The 18,682-nt window shown below is 35.1% G+C and carries 17 protein-coding genes, 1 pseudogene and 1 riboswitch; of the genes and pseudogenes, 2 read left to right on the top strand and 16 right to left on the bottom strand.

Annotated features, from left to right (window positions below):
* Positions 1-88: 88 nt before the first annotated feature.
* The 12 genes and pseudogenes from ACIQ7T_RS24025 to aepX all read right to left on the bottom strand — a co-directional run.
* Positions 89-1,213: pseudogene (locus tag ACIQ7T_RS24025) on the bottom strand (IS110 family RNA-guided transposase); the annotation flags it as partial.
* A gap of 618 nt (positions 1,214-1,831) precedes the next feature.
* Complete coding sequence (locus ACIQ7T_RS24020; protein ID WP_402874168.1) at positions 1,832-2,599, bottom strand: peptidase; 768 nt, start codon at positions 2,597-2,599, stop codon at positions 1,832-1,834.
* Between the two features lie 28 nt (positions 2,600-2,627).
* Complete coding sequence (locus ACIQ7T_RS24015; protein WP_402874166.1) at positions 2,628-3,059, bottom strand: hypothetical protein; 432 nt, start codon at positions 3,057-3,059, stop codon at positions 2,628-2,630.
* Positions 3,060-4,546: 1,487 nt separating this feature from the next.
* Complete coding sequence (locus ACIQ7T_RS24010; protein WP_402874163.1) at positions 4,547-5,557, bottom strand: LCP family protein; 1,011 nt, start codon at positions 5,555-5,557, stop codon at positions 4,547-4,549.
* Positions 5,547-6,074, bottom strand: coding sequence for a sigma-70 family RNA polymerase sigma factor (locus ACIQ7T_RS24005; RefSeq protein ID WP_402874161.1), 528 nt, complete (start codon positions 6,072-6,074; stop codon positions 5,547-5,549). The genes ACIQ7T_RS24010 and ACIQ7T_RS24005 overlap by 11 nt, the downstream gene beginning before the upstream one ends.
* A 459-nt stretch (positions 6,075-6,533) precedes the next feature.
* Positions 6,534-7,418 carry an amidase gene (locus tag ACIQ7T_RS24000; protein ID WP_402874158.1) on the bottom strand — a complete coding sequence of 295 codons (885 nt, stop codon included), beginning with the start codon at positions 7,416-7,418 and terminating at the stop codon, positions 6,534-6,536.
* Positions 7,419-7,461: 43 nt separating this feature from the next.
* Positions 7,462-7,550: riboswitch (cyclic di-GMP riboswitch) on the bottom strand.
* 208 nt (positions 7,551-7,758) lie between these two features.
* Positions 7,759-7,965 carry a DUF6366 family protein gene (locus ACIQ7T_RS23995; RefSeq protein ID WP_402874155.1) on the bottom strand — a complete coding sequence of 69 codons (207 nt, stop codon included), beginning with the start codon at positions 7,963-7,965 and terminating at the stop codon, positions 7,759-7,761.
* A gap of 267 nt (positions 7,966-8,232) precedes the next feature.
* Positions 8,233-8,721, bottom strand: a complete 489-nt coding sequence (locus ACIQ7T_RS23990) for a chemotaxis protein CheW (RefSeq protein WP_053483746.1) — start codon at positions 8,719-8,721, stop codon at positions 8,233-8,235.
* Positions 8,722-8,746: 25 nt separating this feature from the next.
* Entirely contained in the window at positions 8,747-9,862 is a 1,116-nt protein-coding gene (locus tag ACIQ7T_RS23985) for a M20/M25/M40 family metallo-hydrolase (RefSeq protein WP_370081665.1), read from the bottom strand.
* Between the two features lie 381 nt (positions 9,863-10,243).
* Entirely contained in the window at positions 10,244-11,341 is a 1,098-nt protein-coding gene (locus ACIQ7T_RS23980) for a 2-aminoethylphosphonate aminotransferase (protein WP_402874152.1), read from the bottom strand.
* 130 nt (positions 11,342-11,471) lie between these two features.
* A complete protein-coding gene (aepY, locus tag ACIQ7T_RS23975; protein ID WP_402874149.1) occupies positions 11,472-12,599 on the bottom strand; it encodes a phosphonopyruvate decarboxylase in 1,128 nt (375 codons plus the stop codon).
* Positions 12,600-12,603: 4 nt separating this feature from the next.
* Complete coding sequence (aepX, locus tag ACIQ7T_RS23970; protein ID WP_402874146.1) at positions 12,604-13,506, bottom strand: phosphoenolpyruvate mutase; 903 nt, start codon at positions 13,504-13,506, stop codon at positions 12,604-12,606.
* Positions 13,507-13,827: 321 nt separating this feature from the next.
* Between aepX and ACIQ7T_RS23965 the strand changes: the two genes are divergently transcribed.
* Complete coding sequence (locus ACIQ7T_RS23965) at positions 13,828-14,598, top strand: YheC/YheD family protein (RefSeq protein WP_402874143.1); 771 nt, start codon at positions 13,828-13,830, stop codon at positions 14,596-14,598.
* 295 nt (positions 14,599-14,893) lie between these two features.
* Here the strand turns inward: ACIQ7T_RS23965 and ACIQ7T_RS23960 are convergent, their stop codons facing one another.
* The 4 genes from ACIQ7T_RS23960 to mce all read right to left on the bottom strand — a co-directional run bounded on the left by ACIQ7T_RS23960 (position 14,894) and on the right by mce (position 18,447).
* Complete coding sequence (locus ACIQ7T_RS23960) at positions 14,894-15,037, bottom strand: hypothetical protein (protein WP_402874172.1); 144 nt, start codon at positions 15,035-15,037, stop codon at positions 14,894-14,896.
* Between the two features lie 327 nt (positions 15,038-15,364).
* Complete coding sequence (locus ACIQ7T_RS23955; protein WP_402874140.1) at positions 15,365-16,330, bottom strand: hypothetical protein; 966 nt, start codon at positions 16,328-16,330, stop codon at positions 15,365-15,367.
* Between the two features lie 150 nt (positions 16,331-16,480).
* Complete coding sequence (locus tag ACIQ7T_RS23950; protein WP_402874137.1) at positions 16,481-18,028, bottom strand: acyl-CoA carboxylase subunit beta; 1,548 nt, start codon at positions 18,026-18,028, stop codon at positions 16,481-16,483.
* Between the two features lie 5 nt (positions 18,029-18,033).
* A complete protein-coding gene (gene mce / locus ACIQ7T_RS23945) occupies positions 18,034-18,447 on the bottom strand; it encodes a methylmalonyl-CoA epimerase (RefSeq protein WP_337989624.1) in 414 nt (137 codons plus the stop codon).
* Between the two features lie 125 nt (positions 18,448-18,572).
* Between mce and prli42 the strand changes: the two genes are divergently transcribed.
* Positions 18,573-18,668: a stressosome-associated protein Prli42 gene (prli42, locus tag ACIQ7T_RS23940; RefSeq protein WP_370081649.1), complete on the top strand. Its 96-nt coding sequence runs from the start codon at positions 18,573-18,575 to the stop codon at positions 18,666-18,668.
* The last annotated feature ends 14 nt before the right edge of the window (positions 18,669-18,682 follow it).

The following is an 18,682-nucleotide window of genomic DNA, read 5'->3' as shown; positions in this document are numbered from 1 at the left end:
AACTTGAAAAAGCTGCCGCCTGCAAAATACAGACAGCAGCTTCAAAAGGTTGCTTAGCTTTTTTTCAAAATGTCCTTTACAAAGGGTACACTTTAACTTTGGCAGGCTTTCCTTCTGATCTCTTCTTATCATAGAATTCTTTCAGCTTTTTGTTTCTTGAACTTCTGATACCGCACAATACGGCAAGATACAAAGCATGGCGTAATCTACTTGAGCCTCGTTTAGTAATACGATTGGTTGTGGCAGTGAACTTTCCTGATGAGTGAACACTGGGATCTATTCCTGCAAAGGCAACCAGTTTTTTAGGATGACTAAACCGATCAATTTCACCAATCTCAGAGATTATCGTGGCAGCGATTTTTTCTCCGATTTCTGGAATCGATTGGACAATCTTGTAATCTTCCAATTCATTTGCCAAGGTCACTATACGAATTTCTAACTCTGAAAGGTGTCCTTGGTACTGAAAAAGCAGCTCAATATACATTTGAAGATTGATTAAGTGACTGTGATAGACCACTTTTTGAAATGGATTTCGAGATGCAGAATCCATTAATTTTTTTGCCTTATCCAACGCCCATAGACTAGATCGTCTTGGACAAAACTCCATCACACACTCCGCTAGCCTACTTTCCCCAGCCGCTATTACATCTTCTGAAGTAGGATATTTCTTTAACATCAATAAAGAAACCTTCGAATAAAGATCACCAAAAACCTTGCGGTATTCTGGAAACACTTGATCTAAAATAGTGTGAAACTATAGCTTAGCTTCTACATACATATTCGTCACAATCTCCTGTTGTCTTGAAAGATTTCTAAGATTTAGCAATTGAATTCCTCCGTTTTTATGAGGTTCAAAATCTTCTTTGTAATAAAGTACACACAACTGATACGCATCAATTGCGTCTGTTTTTACCTTTCGTAAACTAGATCTCTTAGCCTGATAAGAAATAATAGGATTAAGCAAGATATATAAAACCTCGTGCTCCTCCAAGTATTGAATAACGGGGGTATGATAATGACCTGTAGATTCTAAAATGACCATAGGCATTTGCCCAGTCATCACTTCAATCTCATTTAAAAAGCCTATAAAACGGTTTAATTCCTCTCTTGTATGCTTCATCGAAAAGCTCTTTCCAAACAGCTTCGATTTATCTAAAAACGCCTGAACTTGGCTCTCTCCTTTTGCCACATCCAGTCCAACTACTGGATTCATTTGCTTCCTCCTCTGACAACTCATTCACCAGTACCCCTAATCCTCCATGTAGTATCATAGCTTCGCTTGTTATACGAGATCTATGTCCCAACCAGCCTCAAACATGTTTCTACAAGTAGGGGGGGGACAGTTTAGTTGACGGGATCATTGTCCCACGCACCCGTACTTCCTACCCTGGCTACTGATATAATAGATTCTATTAAAAAAAGGTCAACCAGTAAAAACTGGTTAACCTTATAATACGATCGCACCCGTTAGCTGAATAGTATCAACAATTTCATGCACTTTCAGTTGACATACTTATTTAAACAAGGTTCGCTTATGAAATGATATAGACTTGTTCAGTATTTAAGAAATTTTGGAATACAATCGCTTGGAATAATAATATGACTGACGGAAATATTGGATATCATTGTCGACTAGTGAAATAAACACTAAAAGACTTTTTTAAAATCGCTTACATATAGTTCGTATTTAATAGATTCTTTTTTGTTCGGCTGACAGTGGCACTTACTTCGAGTCATAAAAAATACTCCCTATTAGATAAACAGATTTTTAATCTATCTACCTAATAGGAAGTTTTAGAACAGATTCGTTCAATAGTAAAGAGGATAAGTATTAATAATTAATTAATTCGAAATCATCTAATACAGTTATTCCATCTAAATCATAAACAGGAATTATATTGATATAACTACGACTTTGTGTGTATGTGATTGCTTCTTCTGGTATAGTGAATTTCGGTGCTAAATCACTAGACTTTATATATCCTTTAACCCCGTTAACTCCTATTGCAGAGATTAGATCTGGTGCTTCCCCTTCTGTAAATTCAGAAAAAGAGGATCCATAAGTTTCTCCGTTATTATTTACGGCATACTCTTCTGTCATTAAAGTTAAAATTTCTTGTGAATATTCAATTTCAGAAATATATTTCGATGATGGCATGCTCATGTTTGGAGATTTATACCCAAAAAATGTTCTATATCCATCACCAGTATAAAAATCGCCATAAGTTAAAGCATAGTAGGTATCCTTAGCCGTAGCTGTAGGTGAATATGCATATATACCTGCTACTTTCGTTGTATTATATTTCATCGCACTGGCAGTCCACAATTCCCCTTTTGAAGTATACAGACGAGCTTGAGCACCCATATAACCAGGGTCAACATTTTTGCTCGCTTCGATATAAGCTACTGCTTCAAGTGTAACTTTGTTGGAATTTGATCTACTCCACACCATAGACTTCATGTCATAAGTAAATCCGTTTATTTTAGGTGTCGTGTAAATATCAGATGAAGTATCAGCTGCTGCATTTTTGGGTAATAAAATCATTACTAAAATACAGGCTGTTACAATATTAAACAGCTTTAATCCTAATTTTTTCATTTCACTTTCTTCCTCCATATCATTATAGTTAATTCTCCGATCCCAATTTAAATTCGCCAATTATAGTCTTACCGTCTGATTTATACAGAGGAATTGATTTATAACCAGCAATATCTACAGCTTTTTGGTGTGCTAAAGCTTCTTCTGGTGAAGTAAATCTAGGATTTAAATCTTTTTCTTTGACATACCCAAGTACTCCATTCTCTCCCTTTGTCTCAATTAAATCTGGTGATGTAATTATTTTACCTGAACCATCAGTATGAACCGTTCCATAAGTTTCTCCTTGAGCATTGACAGGATACTTAAGACTATCTCCTTTAACCGAGGAATTTGAATTACTTATTTCTTCGATTTTGGGTTTAGAAAAATGATTTATTAGAAACGGTAAAGACACTACTAATATAGTTACTATAGCGACAGCGACTTTTAAAAATGTTTTTATAGTAATCCTACCTTTCATAATTTGTATTCTATTTCAATATACCATAAAAATACCAATAAAAGTTAAAAATTAACTCTTATTTTTGTATAAAATATGTTTTTTTTTCAATAATAGTGAAACAACAAAGGATTTATACATTCCCATACATTCTAGGTTTACATAACATTAGAAAAAGGCAGTAACGATAAAGGATCAACCCTTGTCGTTATTGCCTTTTCGGTTAAAGCACGAATGATTGTATATACAGGATTATATACATCGTTAGTTTGACAACGTTTTAAGGCTGGTTTACTGGCTGTAGCCTGCATAAAATCCTGTATAAATACAAAGACGGAAACAAATATTTTTAGCATATTTGTTTCCGTCTAATTTTTTAAAAATGGCAATTTTAATCTTCCCAAACTATTTCACCCGTTTTAATTTTAGAAAGTATCCTTTTCCATTCTTCCGGTCTAAATCTTTCTTCGTCCGTTTTTTTCACAGAAATAATTTCATTTGTATTTGATTTATTAGAAACCATTTCTTCTTTCTTATCATTTAAATCACTCTGAGTAACTTCTTGGTTAGTAACTTCTACATTAGGTGTATTTTGGGCAGCCCAAGTAGCTGCTGCTGTTCTAATAACTCCAGTTACAGTAATAACTGTAAATGCAATAATTAAAATTGGTTTTGAGACTTTTTTGGCATTTTATACATTTTCTCACCACAAATTTATAAAATAGCTTACTCTTCTTGTTTATATAAGCCTTACTGAAAATTGTACTATCTTTGTATAAGGAAACAAAATGTAAAAATTACCAAAATGCTACTTCTTATATACAGATATAATCTTCAACTAACCTGCCCCGTTAGCCATCCATGTAGCGCAAAAACCAGCGCTACACCACAGAAAATGAAAGATGATTAAGTTCTTTCATGGGAGTTGAATAAGAATTGGAGGAACTCAATTAAATTTAGTTCCTTCGATACAATGAATACTTACAATTAAATCTACTTCGGCTTACACTCAAAAGAATAATCACTCGTGAGATTATTATGGATTTCTAATATGACTTCTCCACCAATTTCATAGCAACCATTACTCATTAAATTTATTTCTTTAGTATTGAAATAACTATAGGTATGCGTTATAAAAGACACTCCAAATAAAGCGATAACGAAAAGCCATAAAAATCCTTTTAAATCCTTTTTTTAAAGATACTCATTTTCATCCCCTCCTTTATTTCAATTGAACCAATCTATTCCTTTACTTTTTTACGTTTAAAAGGAATATAAGTTCCAATTACTTCAAAAAAAATTCCCCTTATTCAACTAACCTACTCCGTTAGCCATCCATGTAGCGCGAAAACCAGCGCTACACCACAGAAAATGAAAGGTGATTAAGTTCTTTCATGGGAGTTCAATAAAGAATAAAAGAGCCGCATATGCAACTCAATGGTCTACAAGTAAAGCAAAAGAGCGTTAATCTACATTTCGTTAACACACTTTTATCTTCTCTTTTTTATTTAGTTAAATGTGGTTAACTCTTCTGAAATAGAATTTAAAAAATCTTTCTCAAACATAATATAGTATTTACCATCTATCATTTCCGATTTCATTCCATCACTTAAAGATAACGATTTCATAGAATTAATTTCCAATCCCATTCCCTTTTCTAACAAATGATCAATTGATGTATTGGCTTCTATTTTAGTAGTAAGTTCTTTTAATTGTGTTTGTGGGATTTCGTTTTTTGTTTTATTAATAACAGCACTAATGAGGTTTAATAGGTTTTCTTCACCTAATATTTTTCCCTCTGTAGCAGCCACTATTAATGCCACAACCTCTTCTCCATTCAAACGATTCTTCCCCTTTTTGAATTCAAATGCCTCTCTAGATATAGCTCTTACTCGAATATCTTCTGGCAAGTCGTAATCTATACCATTCACTGAATCAATTAACGTTGAAAGGGTTGAAATATCCATAACAGCATAATAATTTATTGTTAGATTAAATAGCTTAGAAACTGTTGTTCTTACATTTTCAACTCCTCCTGAACCGTGAACATAAGCAAATGTCAATTTATCATATGAAGTAGTTCCATTATTCTTATCCAATATCGGAGCATAAGTATCACGAGGGATAGACAGAACCTTAACCATCTTTTTATCTTTACTATAAGTAATTAAAAGGTTAATAGGTATTCTATTATTCTCATCTTTCACCGTAAATAGAGTGGTAAAAATCTCGTCTTCTTGTAATACTGTTCCGCTTACATCACCTCTATTATATTCTTTATTAACGTTTCCAGGGAAAATCGATGGAATAAACAAAAATATACACAAGCCTATTACTAATAAAGAAACTGTAAGTGGAGCGAATTTTTTTGAAAAAGAAACAAGAGACTTGTTTTGTGTATTATTATTCTTCTCCATTTTATAAATTTGTTCAAATACTTCATTACGGTCTTCTTTTGTAAATCTTAGTTCTTGTTCAGACGTATTATAAAATTTATCTCTTGATCGTTTATCTTCCATTAAGTTCTGCCTCCTTTATCATCGACTCTAATCTTTGTTTTGCTCTTCTCAATCTAGTTTTCACTGTATTAACTGGAATATCCAAAACTTCAGCAATTTCCTCTGTCTTTAATGAATCATAGTAGTATAGATAAACCACTTCCCGATACACTTTTGGAAGAGAAAAGATAGCATCTTTTATTTCTTCATTATTGTATTTATTGATAACTGTTTTTTCTGTTGATGGTAATATTGACTTTGCTGTTTCATTTATAAAACTTTTTACCTGTACCATTTTGTAATTCCAACTTTTCAAATAATCTTTACATTCGTTAATTGTTATACGATATAGCCAAGTTTTTATTTGTGCGTCAAATCGAAACGAATCAAGGTTTTTGTAGCATTTGATAAACGTATTTTGAACCACATCCTTAGCAATCTCTGTATCCTTCACATAAGAAAAAGCCAATCGTACCAACTCATTACCATATTCAATCATCGCTTTTTCTAAAATGAAATCTTTTTCTTCTTTGTCCAATCTACTCCCCTCCCTTTCAACCTACTTCAAATTCTGCTATTAGACGACTATCAAATCATAATAGGTTCAATTTTTAAAAAATATTTATTTTAACAAAAATTCTCTTCTAATCGGCGTGTTCAATATTTATAAATATTCCATAAAAAAGGATCCATACAATTATAGCTGAAATAAAAAACCTGTATCTTAGATTTAATCATAGATACAGGCTTATTGTTTATAATTATTCCTTATTCCATTAAACTACTGCGTTAGCCATCCATGTAGCGCCAAAACCAGCGATACACCACAGAGAATGAAAGATTATTTCGTTCTTTCATGGGAATTACATAATACTTTTTGATTGACGCTCTCAATGTGCTGAAAGAAGTTAAATTGTTTGTAGTAGTGAATGGTGTAATTTCTTTCATCCTAAGCCGGTATTCTCCTAGGAAGTTAATACTAATTGAGAGGATTTTTTTAAGGTTGCATATTCATCCAACTATCAACATGATGAATGGCAAAACCATTATAACTTTTTTTATTGGCATAATGTTGATGGACTTGTGCTAACTGTTTATTCATATAGGCTTCTCCATCATCATAGAAGGTAATATTTTTCCCTTCATCAGAGGCACCTGTTTCCACACTAATAATAATTGATTTTTTTACTTTTTTTGCATAGTTTATTTCATGTTCAACAATATTTATAATGTCTTTAGCAGCATCTCGATAAGCCATTATCGAAACACTTTCCACTTGGTCAATCACCCAATCAGCTAGTAACCCTTGTCCAAATTGGTTTTTGTATGTAATTTCGTCAAACCAAAATGGCATATCCACTTCCAATGGCAAATGTAATCGATCAGTATCCCCTTTCGCTCTAGTAAGAAGCACTTGATAGGATTCAATCGTTTTTACTTGGTTCGAGCTCCAACCACTATTTAAATACGGCTCTACGTCGAGATGAACTCCAGAAAATTGCTCTGTGGCTGCTGCATTTTCATTATATGTACGTAACCAATCAAACAGCTGATCCTGCATTTTATAGCCCTCCTTTGAAACCCAGCTTGCAGAACCATCCAACGCATATACTTTTATACCTTTTGCCATTGCTTTATCAATAAAACTTTTGTAATAGTTACTTGCTATATCACTATTAATTTGTAAATATAATTTATTAATATCTTTGCTTTCTAAAAATGAGAGTACCCCTGATTCATCTTCGACAATCTCTGTCGTATCCCATAACCAAGTAGCCTTATCTTGCATGGCCATTGCGTCTACCTTCCCCATTGTTAATCCTAGCGTACTTACAATTGTTACTATAAAAGCAATGATTGCTTTTAGTGAACGACTTACCATATATTACATCTCCATTCTATTTACCGAGGCTCATAGAACAGAACCTGGCAACCTGACAATCATGCACTACAATAGTGTTTAGACTCATGGCTTTGCGTCCTTCCCTTTCGGTGAAGTTTGCCTTTTACAGTATTTTTCTTACCTTACATAATACGATGTTAGAATGAATATGTCTGTAGGTAAAACGCATAATTTTATTGATAACTTTCAAATATGAGAATATGAAGACAGGTTATTTTTACTATATTAGAAATAAGTAATTGATGGTAGTGAAGAGGTACGTGTAGCGATTGAAGATTATGGAATGCAAAATTAGAGACAGTGATTCCTTTCGATATCTTTAACTGAAAAACAATTTGTATATAATGTAGCCTATCAATAACACTAAAACTAATACGACCGTCTCTTTCCAACCCATACCATTTAAATTTCCGCTAGTTCCCCTATTTATCCCATCGTTTAAAGATCCAGTAGGATTGTTTTTTAATTCACTTTGTTTTAAATGCTCTCTTTTTTCTTCAGGTGTTTCCGTTTTCTTTGAATTCATACGATAAATACCTCCTCAAAAACGAATTATTAAAAGATATATGCATAATTATGCTTTGTCATGCAGCTCATCGGACGTCCAAAGGAAAGCGACCTGTCGGAACGGAAATCAACGACACGTTTTGGTGATAAGCTTAATATTCGACATAGAGTATTCAGTTTCCCTTTTGGAAGCCACTTAAAAAGAAAGACAGAATCACACATTTGTAATTCTGCCTAAAATATTATCTATGAAATGTTGTCTTGAATGATTTAATCATACAATACTTTATGCCTCTACGTTTTCTTTTTCATTCTCCAGCATTTTGTGTAAATAATTTATTATTTCACGAATACCTTCTAATGAATTCACAAGTATCTTCGGGTCAACGTATGTGATCATACGATTTTCAAGATTAGCCACAGCTGTAAAGTAGCGTGTTTTTGAATAATTGACAAGTCCCATCTGCTTTAATACTGACTCATCAAAATCAAGAATTTCACGAGCTTCTGTTACAAGTAATCCATAATTCACAACATCCGTGTTCAACACTATAATCCGTGCTGTTGCAGCATTAGAAGAACGATTATATAGAATACGCTCAAAATCAAGCACAGGGACAAGCTCGCCACGAATTCTTGTGAAGCCTAGAAGATAATTAGGCAAGTGAGGAATCGGTGTTACTTGCTCTAACTTTTCAATCGAAATCGCTTGTTCCACAGGCACTGCATATTCCTCTGTACCACAAGCAAAAACTACTGCCTTTACACTTTCCATGCGTTCACATCCTCGATTTTCATGGTTATTTTTTCGCAGACTCTTTGACGATTTCAACAAGTAAATCCGCTAATTTTTCTAATTCTTCGACTGGGATTTTTTCATTTGTTGTATGAATGTCCTCATACCCAACAGAAAGATTTACTGTAGGGATGCCAAAGCCCGCAATAACATTAGCATCGGAACCTCCGCCAGAAATACCAAGCTTTGGCGTACGATCGATGTTGTGTACAGCCGCCATTGCCACTTGAACAACTTTATCTGATTCTGTTACACGGAATCCAGGATACATTAGCTTCACTTCAACTTCAGCTTTTGCACCCAATGAAGCAGCGACTTGCTCAAACGTCTCCTGCATATGCTTCGTTTGGGCATCTAGCTTCGCTTTGTCGATCGAACGAGCCTCTGCAAGAATCGTTACTTCGTCACACACAATATTTGTTGCCTGACCACCCTCAAAGCGACCAATATTTGCTGTTGTTTCTTCATCTAATCGACCTAGCTTCATTTGTGCAATACATTTGGAAGCAACCGTTATCGCTGAAATTCCTTTTTCTGGAGCAACACCAGCGTGTGCTGTTTTCCCAATTATTTTAACGGAGATTTTCGCTTGGAATGGAGCTGCTGTTACAATTCCTCCTACTTTGCCATCACTGTCTACAGCAAAGCCGTACTTCGCTTTAATTTTAGAAGGATCTAACTCTTTAGCGCCAACAAGTCCACTTTCCTCGCCAGCTGTAATAATAAATTCAATATCACCATGTTCAATATTTTGTTCTTTTAAGCGTTTAGCCATTTCAAATAATGTGGCGATACCAGCTTTGTCATCAGCACCTAAAATTGTTGTACCATCTGAAACGATATAGCCGTCTTCACGAAGAGAAGGTTTAATACCTTTCCCCGGGACAACTGTATCCATATGAGAAGTAAAATAAATTGGGTCGATATCTAATGAACCCTTTAGCGTAGCAAGTATATTACCTGCTCCATGCCCGTTACGAGTATGTGCATCATCTTGTTCTACTGTAAAACCAAGCGTTGTTAATTTGTCGATTAAAATCGGCGCAATCACTTCTTCATGTTTTGTTTCTGAATCGATTTGTACGAGCTCAAAAAACTCTTCTACTAAACGACTTGTCATGTTGTAGGACTCCCTTAGTTTACGTGTTTTTCCACGTCATAGTATATGTATTATTTTAGCACAACGATTAAAGAGTTGAAATAATTCGCTAACATGAAATACGCTATTTTATGAAGGAATAGCAATTATTTCTTAGCGTAATTATACTGACACTTCGTTTAGATAAATAGCTTGAAATCGACTACCCTCAATTTTGGGATAAAAATAAGCCTCGTATTTTGAACAAAGTTTGATCAAAATACGAGGTTTTACCTGTTTATCTCTAATCATTTTTTATAATAAAGATTTATTATTCTGGAATATGAATCTTCAACTAAAGTACCCCATTTAGTTGAACAATGGAAAGCATTAAAAAATTTTTTCCACTGTTCCGTGAATAATTCAGGTTTGAAGATATTTTTCTAATAAATTTAAAAAGTGCTCTATATCATCTTTGCTAATATCACCAATGTTGGCTACCCTAAAAGAATTTAATTGATAAAGTTTTCCAGGATATATTGTTATTCCATTAGCATAAAAATAATCATGCATTTCTTTAAAATTATACTTTTCACTTTCGGGCTCTACTATTGCTGTAATAATTTTTGAATGATGCTCGACAGGGACGAGATTTCTTAAACCAAGTCTAGAGAGGCCTTCTATTAAGGTTTCCCAACATTGAGAATATCGTTCATATCTTTCTTTCACTCCTTCTGCTTTTAATTCTACAATCGCCTGTTTTAGCGCATAGATGGTTTGCACAGGTGGAGTAAAACGCATCTGACCTGTCTCGATGAAATGGTAATATTGAGAATAAAGATTCAAGTAATAATTTGTCGGCTTTTTTGTTTTTCCTTTTTCTAGTTCGCTTTTTTTTGCTATCACAAAAGAGACTCCTGCCATTCCTTGAAGGTTTTTATTGGAACTAGCTGCCAAATAACTTATTTTCATTTTACTCATATTAATAGGAATAGCCGCAAACGAACTCATTGCATCAACCATCATATTAATCCCATTTTCTTCACAAATGAAGCCAATCGATTCTATATCGTTTAATAATCCCGTTGTTGTTTCATTATGCACGACAGCTAGAAAGGAAACTTTTCGCGGAATTGTTTGAATGAATGAATGTAACTGATCTAATTTAATCGGTTGATCGGGTGGACTTAAAAACTCAATCCAATCCAGCTGATAAGCTTCTGCAATTTCACACATTCTTTTCCCATAGGCTCCATTATTAATGATTACTAAAACCCCATCAGTCATAACTGAACTCAAGATTGACTCTACAGCAGCAGTACCTGAACCACCGAATAAAACGGTTGTATATTGATTCTCTTCTGAAACTAAACTAGTAATTTCAGAAGTAACAAATTGCAATAATTGGCTGAAGTCATCTTCACGAGGGCAAATATCAGGTACCACTTGTGCGTATTTAACCGTATCTGTTGTAGTAGCAGGTCCAGGATTCAGTAATATATTTCTTTTAATATTCTTCACGGTACTCCTCCCTTTAATTTTATTACATTTCTATACGCGGTTCGGATTATCTCCCTCCAACTAAGTTTTAGTACGGTAAAGAGGCTTCTTATAGGCAAGTTCAACCTGCTAATATTCATTTTCAGAACAATTATTTAATAAATCTCTGTAGACGAGTTTTAACTTCACTCGGAGTAACTTTTGGGCGTCCTAGATTCTGTTTAGATCCCTTTGAGATTTTCAAATAAATAAAAGTCAGCCCTTTTGTCATTTTCCATTCTTGAATACACCTTTCAAGTTCATGTAAATTATGGATATAGTATGACTTTTCATAACCGCAATCTGCAGCAATATTGACAAAATTAACATTGTGAGAAATGGTATTTTGTCCCCCAGTTGAATCGTGAACTTGATTATCTAAAAGAATGTGGAGCATATTTTCAGGTTGATAGTAGCCGTTTGTAGATAAGCTCCCCATCCGCATAAGGAGGGAACCATCTCCATCAATAACAACTACATCTATATCTTTTCGAGTATAGGCTAAGCCTAAGCCTAAAGAACCGACACAACCCATGGAACCAACCATATATAGATTATTATCAGAATCCTCAACCTCATATAGTTCTCTTCCTGTTTTACCAGTTGTGGCCATTAATACTGTTTTCATATCTTTGATTCCATTTATCACTTTTAAAGTTTCAAAACGACTTGGCAGTTCATCTAAGTCAGTTTTTTCACTTTTTTTCATATTTTTATGATTAAGACGTTGCTCTATCTTCAATTTCTCACTATTAAATGTTTCTTTTTTCACTACAAAAAAGAATGGTTGATTTGCTTCAATCCACTCGTTAGCTTCTTCAAGCTGTCTCTTTGCCTCACTTTCATCAGGAGATAAGAACTGCCATTTTATTTGCATGAGATCTAATAGTTGTGTCGTAATTTGTCCCATTAATTCATGCTGCGGTTCATCATTCAATCCGGGTTCTCCACGTAGACTAACAAACCCAAGTATAGGTATTTGGAAGGGGTAGTTTAAGGAAGTCAAAGGAGAAATACAATTGGTTAGACCGGAGTTTTGCATTAAAACAACGGATTTCCTCCCCCCAAGGTATGCTCCTGAAGCAATGGCTACAGCATCACCTTCGTTGGCTGCAGCAATATATTCACACTCATTTATGGAATAGTTAATAAGATTCTTTAAAAATGAACATGGGACCCCACTGTAAAAATCAAAACCAAGTCTTTTAAGCTCATTTCCAAATTCGTTTGTATTTAACATACCATCACTCCGTTCCGGGTTGTGATTGGTTATTAGTTGACGGCAAATATTTTATTTCCGCTTTTTGAAGCTCCTCAGCATTTTGGAGTCTAAAAATCTCTTGCACACTTACAATCGATTTTTCTACTTGAATGAGACTTTCATCTTTTAGGATTTGTTTGGAGATGTTCTGCATAGCAGTGATCGATGCTCTTAAGTTATGGTTAGCCCAGATTGCAGTACTTATTCCTACTTTTCTGAATTCATTAGTTGGGGTTGTATAATATTTTGTTGGCACAATAACCACTGGATGCCTTCCCCTCCATTCTTTCATAAATGCTTCAATTTCTTTAAAATCTGACTTTTTACTATGCACAAGAATTGCATCGGCGCCTGCCTTCCTGTAGGCTTCCGCACGTTTAAGGGCTTCATCTAATCCTAAGCCTGCAATAAAAGCCTCGACTCTAGCTACAACCATAAAGTCTTCATCCTCTTGAGTATCTTTCATTGCTTTTATTTTCCCGCAAAATTCTTCAATCGATGCGAGAGGTTGTGTTTCTCCATTAATAAATGAGTTCGTTTTTGGAAAAATTTTATCCTCGATACAGACTCCAGCAATATTCAATTGCTCTAGTTTTCTAACTAACCTCCGAGCATTATTAAAATTCCCATATCCTGTATCCCCATCTAATAGGATGGGAATTGTTGTCGTATCACTCATAAATTCAAGTATATCTAATACCTGCGTCCATGATGCTTCATTATTATCTCTTACACCCAATGATCCTGATATCGATAGACCACTCGCCCAAATCCCTTTAAAACCGACTTCTTCTACAATTTTTGCGGAAAGACCGTTATGTGCTTCCATTAAAAACTCCAGTTTGTCTGAATATATTATTTCTTTTAATTTCGTTGTTTTTTTCAATATATTCCCTCTCCTTACTCGACATGTCATATTATCATATGGCTAAAAGTAAAGATTTGTAGGGCAGTTACATTAGAAACTAATACTTTTGAAATCAAAAAATGAATGTATAGAGAACAATCATAACGCTACTTATCTAGTGTAGTAAATTTAATATGGGACTCTAGCAGAAAGATGGGAGAGAATAATTGCGTTACCAAGTCCTACCCACCCATGCAAGATAAATCTATTTCCATACAATACAGTAATCACCATAAGTAGAGAGGACTACCCTATTTATACAAAAGAAATAAAAATACCTTACGAAATGAGGCGAATTTATTGAAAAACGCACTAGGAAAATGGGAACAATTCTTACTTTTAAATCAAAATTCTTTAACAACTAACTTCATTCCACAATCAACACTTTATAGTCTAGAAAACCTAATTTATTTATTAAATAGCTATGAGTATGTTTATGTGAAACATGATAGCACTGGACAAGGTAGAGCAATTTATAAAGTCTACAAAAGAAAAGATGGACAGTATTGTTTTAACGGATTTAACATGCAAGGTGAAGAAATAAATAAGTGTTTGGCAACAATTGAGGATTTCCATCAAGTTCTACATCCATATGAGAAACACGATAGATTAAGCGGAATTTATATTATACAGGAGGGGGTCATGAGTCTTACCCCCGATGGGCATTCTATATCCATTCGTGTTCATGTTCAAAATCTAAAGGGAGAATGGATAATTGGTGGGATTTACGGAAGGATCGCAACTGAGGATCATGGGATTGTCAATTCAAATCGGGGTTCTCAAGTAATACCGATTGATGAATTATTATCAGATTATATGATGATGGATAATACAGAGAAAGATAAAACAATAGATTCTCTAAAAGAAAATTCAATTTTAGCATCTGAAGTAATAGCATCCCACTTTCCTTGTAGAGAATATGGCATTGATTTCGGGATAAATCTTGAAGGCGAAACTATATTATTTGAAGTAAATACAACGCCAAGCATAAGTAGTTTTGCCAAAATTGATAGGGCGATCTGGAAGAAAATTATTGAAATTAGGAAAATGCAAAATGAAGGCGAAGTTTGAAATGTAGTTATTTTTCATGTTAGTCACCAGCATATTTCTATTCAATAGACATACATCAAACAATTACTTTCCCTACTATATTTATAGAAAAAAAGAAACTTAATTGCACCGTTATTTGTGAACGTTTAGGAATTTACCTTTTTAAAAAAATGGATTATGGTTGGGTAGGCTACACTTGGTTAGACAGCTCTTATAGGGACTAGTACACTAAAAAGACTACCCAAAGAAGTCTGTCAAAAATGAGACGAGAACATAAAACCTAAAAAGCAGATTTTAAGTTATAAATGGTGAAACTTTATGAAAATGACAAGTCTCGTACAGACATTGCCAGAGAATCAACAAGTTCATTGATTTGGCGAAGTATATTATCCTTTGGCACAACAATATCGTAGATCGCCATATATGGACCTAAATTAAGGGTTTCTTGATTTGAAATCATCGGGGGCACCACCTGCACATTAATTCTTTTATTATAAAGGAAAGCGTGACTAAAATAATAGAGTGATACATTGCGTTGTTTGGAGAAGCATCGCTCGACTCCTGCGGGAAAGCGAGACAGACGAGACCCCGCACGAAGCGAAGCGTAGGAGGAGGCTCGGCGCTCGCCCGCGGAAAGCGAGCGGAATGCTTCGGAAAACAACAGTAGAGTCACAGTGCCAAATGAAAAAAGCGAGGTATTCAACGATTTAATCGTTGAATACCTCGCAATGTGAGAAGATATGGACTTTTTCAGTGCCCTCAAAAAGAGGGGAACTCTTTTCACAGGTTACTTAATATCTACGTTTTGAAAGATCGCTTCTTTTTCTTTATGTAGAGACTGCAAATAGTCATCCGCCTTATTATGTTTATCCTGTAGACGCAAGATCGTATTATGTACATCATCTTGTACACGAGAAACCTGCTCTCTTGCGGTAGATATTTTAGAATGGACAGACCAAGCTGAAAAAATATCATCAAAGAAATAGTCCGCAAATTTTACAAATCCATCTGTTTCAACTGCTAATGATTTCGTTGACATATCTTGCACATCCAGTAGTTCGTTTTGGAAGCGCTGTAATGCAATTTGAGCATTATGAAGATAATTTTCGGACTCATCAAGTGCATCATGCTTTAAATGTGTAGCAATGAGACCTCCACCAAAAAACGTATCCCACGCTGAATAACCACTTGCAGAATGCAAGGACTCTGCAGCTTGTCCAAGCTTAGTAAGTGCTGCTTCACCAGCTTCTTCTGCTTCTTTTATCTCTATAATAAGTTGTTTCGTTAACATTTCTTCATGCGCTAATTGTTCAAGCCTTTTTGCCTGTTCAGGTTCATGTATTTGGAAGTAGCCTTTCTTTTTAGCATTTAATTGCCTTAAAGCTTCTTGCAACTCTTGTTCATTTATTTGAGTAAGTTTAGTGTTTATTTGTCGTAAATCATCTGTCAAATCAAGTTCCATCTTCTTTGCTTCATTTATTTTTAATTCAAGAATAGCTGCTTCATCAATTTTTTCAGTACGTAGCTCATCTCGTTGCCCTGTCCACGTACGAATCATATTCATAAAAGAAAAACCTTCTAACTTATCGAGTTTCAAACGAATTTGATTGAGTGCTTTAGAATGTTTGTAAATTTCCTGTTGTGCACGCTCGATTTGCCTTTCAATTAAATCCTTTTGTTCACTTAACCTACTAGCAGTTCTTAATTGTGCATGAATCATTTCTTGCTCTTTTTGTAATTGTTTCCATTCCATTTATCTCAACTCCTCTTACATATATGTACGGATGAAACGTGGATATGTTTCAATTATCTGTAATTTTTAATAGATCTTTTATTATCGAAAATTAGTTCAAGTCAAAAAGAAAAGCCTAGTAATCCTCATGGATACTAGGCTTGTACATTTTTATAGAGGAATGTTTCCGTGCTTTTTATCTGGACGTGTTTCATGTTTGTTCGATAACATATCTAGCCCTTGAATTAGCTTAATACGTGTATCACGTGGGTCGATAACATCGTCTACCATACCACGAGATGCTGCCACGTATGGGTTTGCGAACTTTTCTTTATATTCTTCAATTTTCGCTGCACGTGTTGCTTCTGGATCTTCTGATTTTGCAATTTCACGCGCGAAGATAATGTTAGCTGCACCTGCTGCACCCATAACAGCAATTTCTGCGTTAGGCCAAGCAAATACTAAGTCTGCCCCAATTGATTTAGAGTTAAGAGCAACGTACGCACCACCATATGCTTTACGCAGAATCACTGTAATTTTTGGTACAGTTGCTTCTGAATATGCATAAAGGATTTTCGCTCCGTGACGAATGATACCGCCATGCTCTTGTTTAACGCCTGGGAAGAAACCAGAAACGTCTTCAAATGTGATAATTGGTATATTGTAAGCATCACAAGTACGAATGAAACGAGCAGCCTTGTCTGAAGAGTCAATGTCTAACCCACCAGCTAATACTTTAGGTTGGTTACATACAAGACCAACTGATTCACCAGCAATTCGCGCAAAACCAACTACTACGTTTTTTGCAAATTCTGCATGAACTTCCATAAATGAGCCTTCGTCCACTATTTGCTCGACTACTTTACGTACATCATAAGGACGAGTTGTTTCGATCGGTACAGTATCCACGATTTCCGGACGATAGTCATCACCCTCTGGACGTGCTTGACGAGGAGCTTTTTCTTTATTATTTTGTGGTAAGTAGCTTAATAGTTTTTTAATTTGATCAATAGCTTCTTCTTCAGATGGTGCGCGGAAGTGTGCATTACCACTTACAGCGTTGTTTACTTTTGAACCACCTAAATCTTCAGCAGAGATTTTTTCACCTGTTACTGTTTCAATAACTTTCGGTCCTGTAATAAACATTTGAGATGTTTTATCAACCATTAGAATGAAGTCTGTAATTGCTGGAGAATATACCGCTCCACCAGCACATGGTCCCATGATAACTGAGATTTGAGGAATTACCCCAGAGTAGATTGCATTACGATAGAAAATATGACCATAACCATCAAGTGAAAGTACACCCTCTTGAATACGAGCGCCACCTGAATCATTAACACCGATAAATGGTGTACCATTTTTTGCGGCTAAATCCATCACTGTTGCCATTTTTTTGGCGTGCATTTCACCAAGTGCTCCACCAAATACTGTGAAATCTTGAGAGAATAAGTATACTGGACGTCCATTAATTTTACCGAAACCAGTTACTACACCATCACCAGGACCTTCCATCTTGTCCATGCCAAAGTCTACTGTACGGTGTGTAATGAATGGGTTGATCTCGAAAAATGTACCTTCGTCTAGTAATAATTCAATACGCTCACGAGCAGTTAATTTGCCTTTATCATGTTGCTTCTCGATGCGCTCATAGCCGCCACCAAGTTCAATTACTGTCTTACGGTCATACAAGTCATTAATTTTGTCGAACATATCCATACTGATCACTTATCCCCTTTTCCACTTTTATCGCATAATTCATATAACACACCGAAAGATGATTTCGGATGCATGAAAGCAACTTCTGCACCACCAGCACCTGGTCCTGGCTCTTCAGATAAAAGGCGGACGCCTTTTTCACGAAGCTCAGCCATACGCTCACGAATACCTGTTACACCGAAAGCTACATGGTGAATACCTTCTCCACGTTTTTCGATGTATCCGTGAATAGTACTTTTTTCACTCATCGGTTCTAATAACTCAATTTTTACATTACCCGCGTCAATGAATGCAACACGAACCTGTTGAGATTCTACCTCTTCCACTTTCAGCAGCTTTAAGCCTAAAGTTTCTGTATAATATGTAATGCGTTCATCAAGATCACGCACTGCAATCCCAATATGATCTACTCTCTCCATGGTGACATCTCCTTCTGTTATGGTACATAATCTATTTTACAGACTTTTTCGTCAAAACTCTACTACTTGAGAAATTTTTCAGATTTGATAAACTATTTATAAGAAAAGAAGGAGCGAACGAGCATATGAGTAATAAAAAATTTCAAAAAATCGTCGTTTATACGATGGTTGCAATCATGGTAATTTCATCTCTAGCATTCGGCTTATCAATGTTTGTGTAATGAAAAGCTAGGCG

This window comes from Lysinibacillus sp. NPDC096212, from assembly GCF_044763105.1.
In the GTDB taxonomy this organism is placed as follows: Bacteria; Bacillota; Bacilli; order Bacillales_A; family Planococcaceae; genus Lysinibacillus.
The sequence above is the reverse complement of the archived record's forward strand: the minus strand, read 5'-3'. Positions and strand labels throughout refer to the sequence as shown.

Coding starts and splice junctions, on each gene's coding strand:
- ACIQ7T_RS24020 (WP_402874168.1), bottom strand. CDS start 2,599: ATGAAAAAATTAGGATTAAAGCTGTTTAATATTGTAACAGCCTGTATT.
- ACIQ7T_RS24015 (WP_402874166.1), bottom strand. CDS start 3,059: ATGAAAGGTAGGATTACTATAAAAACATTTTTAAAAGTCGCTGTCGCT.
- ACIQ7T_RS24010 (WP_402874163.1), bottom strand. CDS start 5,557: ATGGAAGATAAACGATCAAGAGATAAATTTTATAATACGTCTGAACAA.
- ACIQ7T_RS24000 (WP_402874158.1), bottom strand. CDS start 7,418: ATGGTAAGTCGTTCACTAAAAGCAATCATTGCTTTTATAGTAACAATT.
- ACIQ7T_RS23995 (WP_402874155.1), bottom strand. CDS start 7,965: ATGAATTCAAAGAAAACGGAAACACCTGAAGAAAAAAGAGAGCATTTA.
- ACIQ7T_RS23990 (WP_053483746.1), bottom strand. CDS start 8,721: ATGGAAAGTGTAAAGGCAGTAGTTTTTGCTTGTGGTACAGAGGAATAT.
- ACIQ7T_RS23985 (WP_370081665.1), bottom strand. CDS start 9,862: ATGACAAGTCGTTTAGTAGAAGAGTTTTTTGAGCTCGTACAAATCGAT.
- aepY (WP_402874149.1), bottom strand. CDS start 12,599: ATGTTAAATACAAACGAATTTGGAAATGAGCTTAAAAGACTTGGTTTT.
- ACIQ7T_RS23960 (WP_402874172.1), bottom strand. CDS start 15,037: ATGATTTCAAATCAAGAAACCCTTAATTTAGGTCCATATATGGCGATC.
- ACIQ7T_RS23955 (WP_402874140.1), bottom strand. CDS start 16,330: ATGGAATGGAAACAATTACAAAAAGAGCAAGAAATGATTCATGCACAA.
- ACIQ7T_RS23950 (WP_402874137.1), bottom strand. CDS start 18,028: ATGGATATGTTCGACAAAATTAATGACTTGTATGACCGTAAGACAGTA.
- mce (WP_337989624.1), bottom strand. CDS start 18,447: ATGGAGAGAGTAGATCATATTGGGATTGCAGTGCGTGATCTTGATGAA.
- prli42 (WP_370081649.1), top strand. CDS start 18,573: ATGAGTAATAAAAAATTTCAAAAAATCGTCGTTTATACGATGGTTGCA.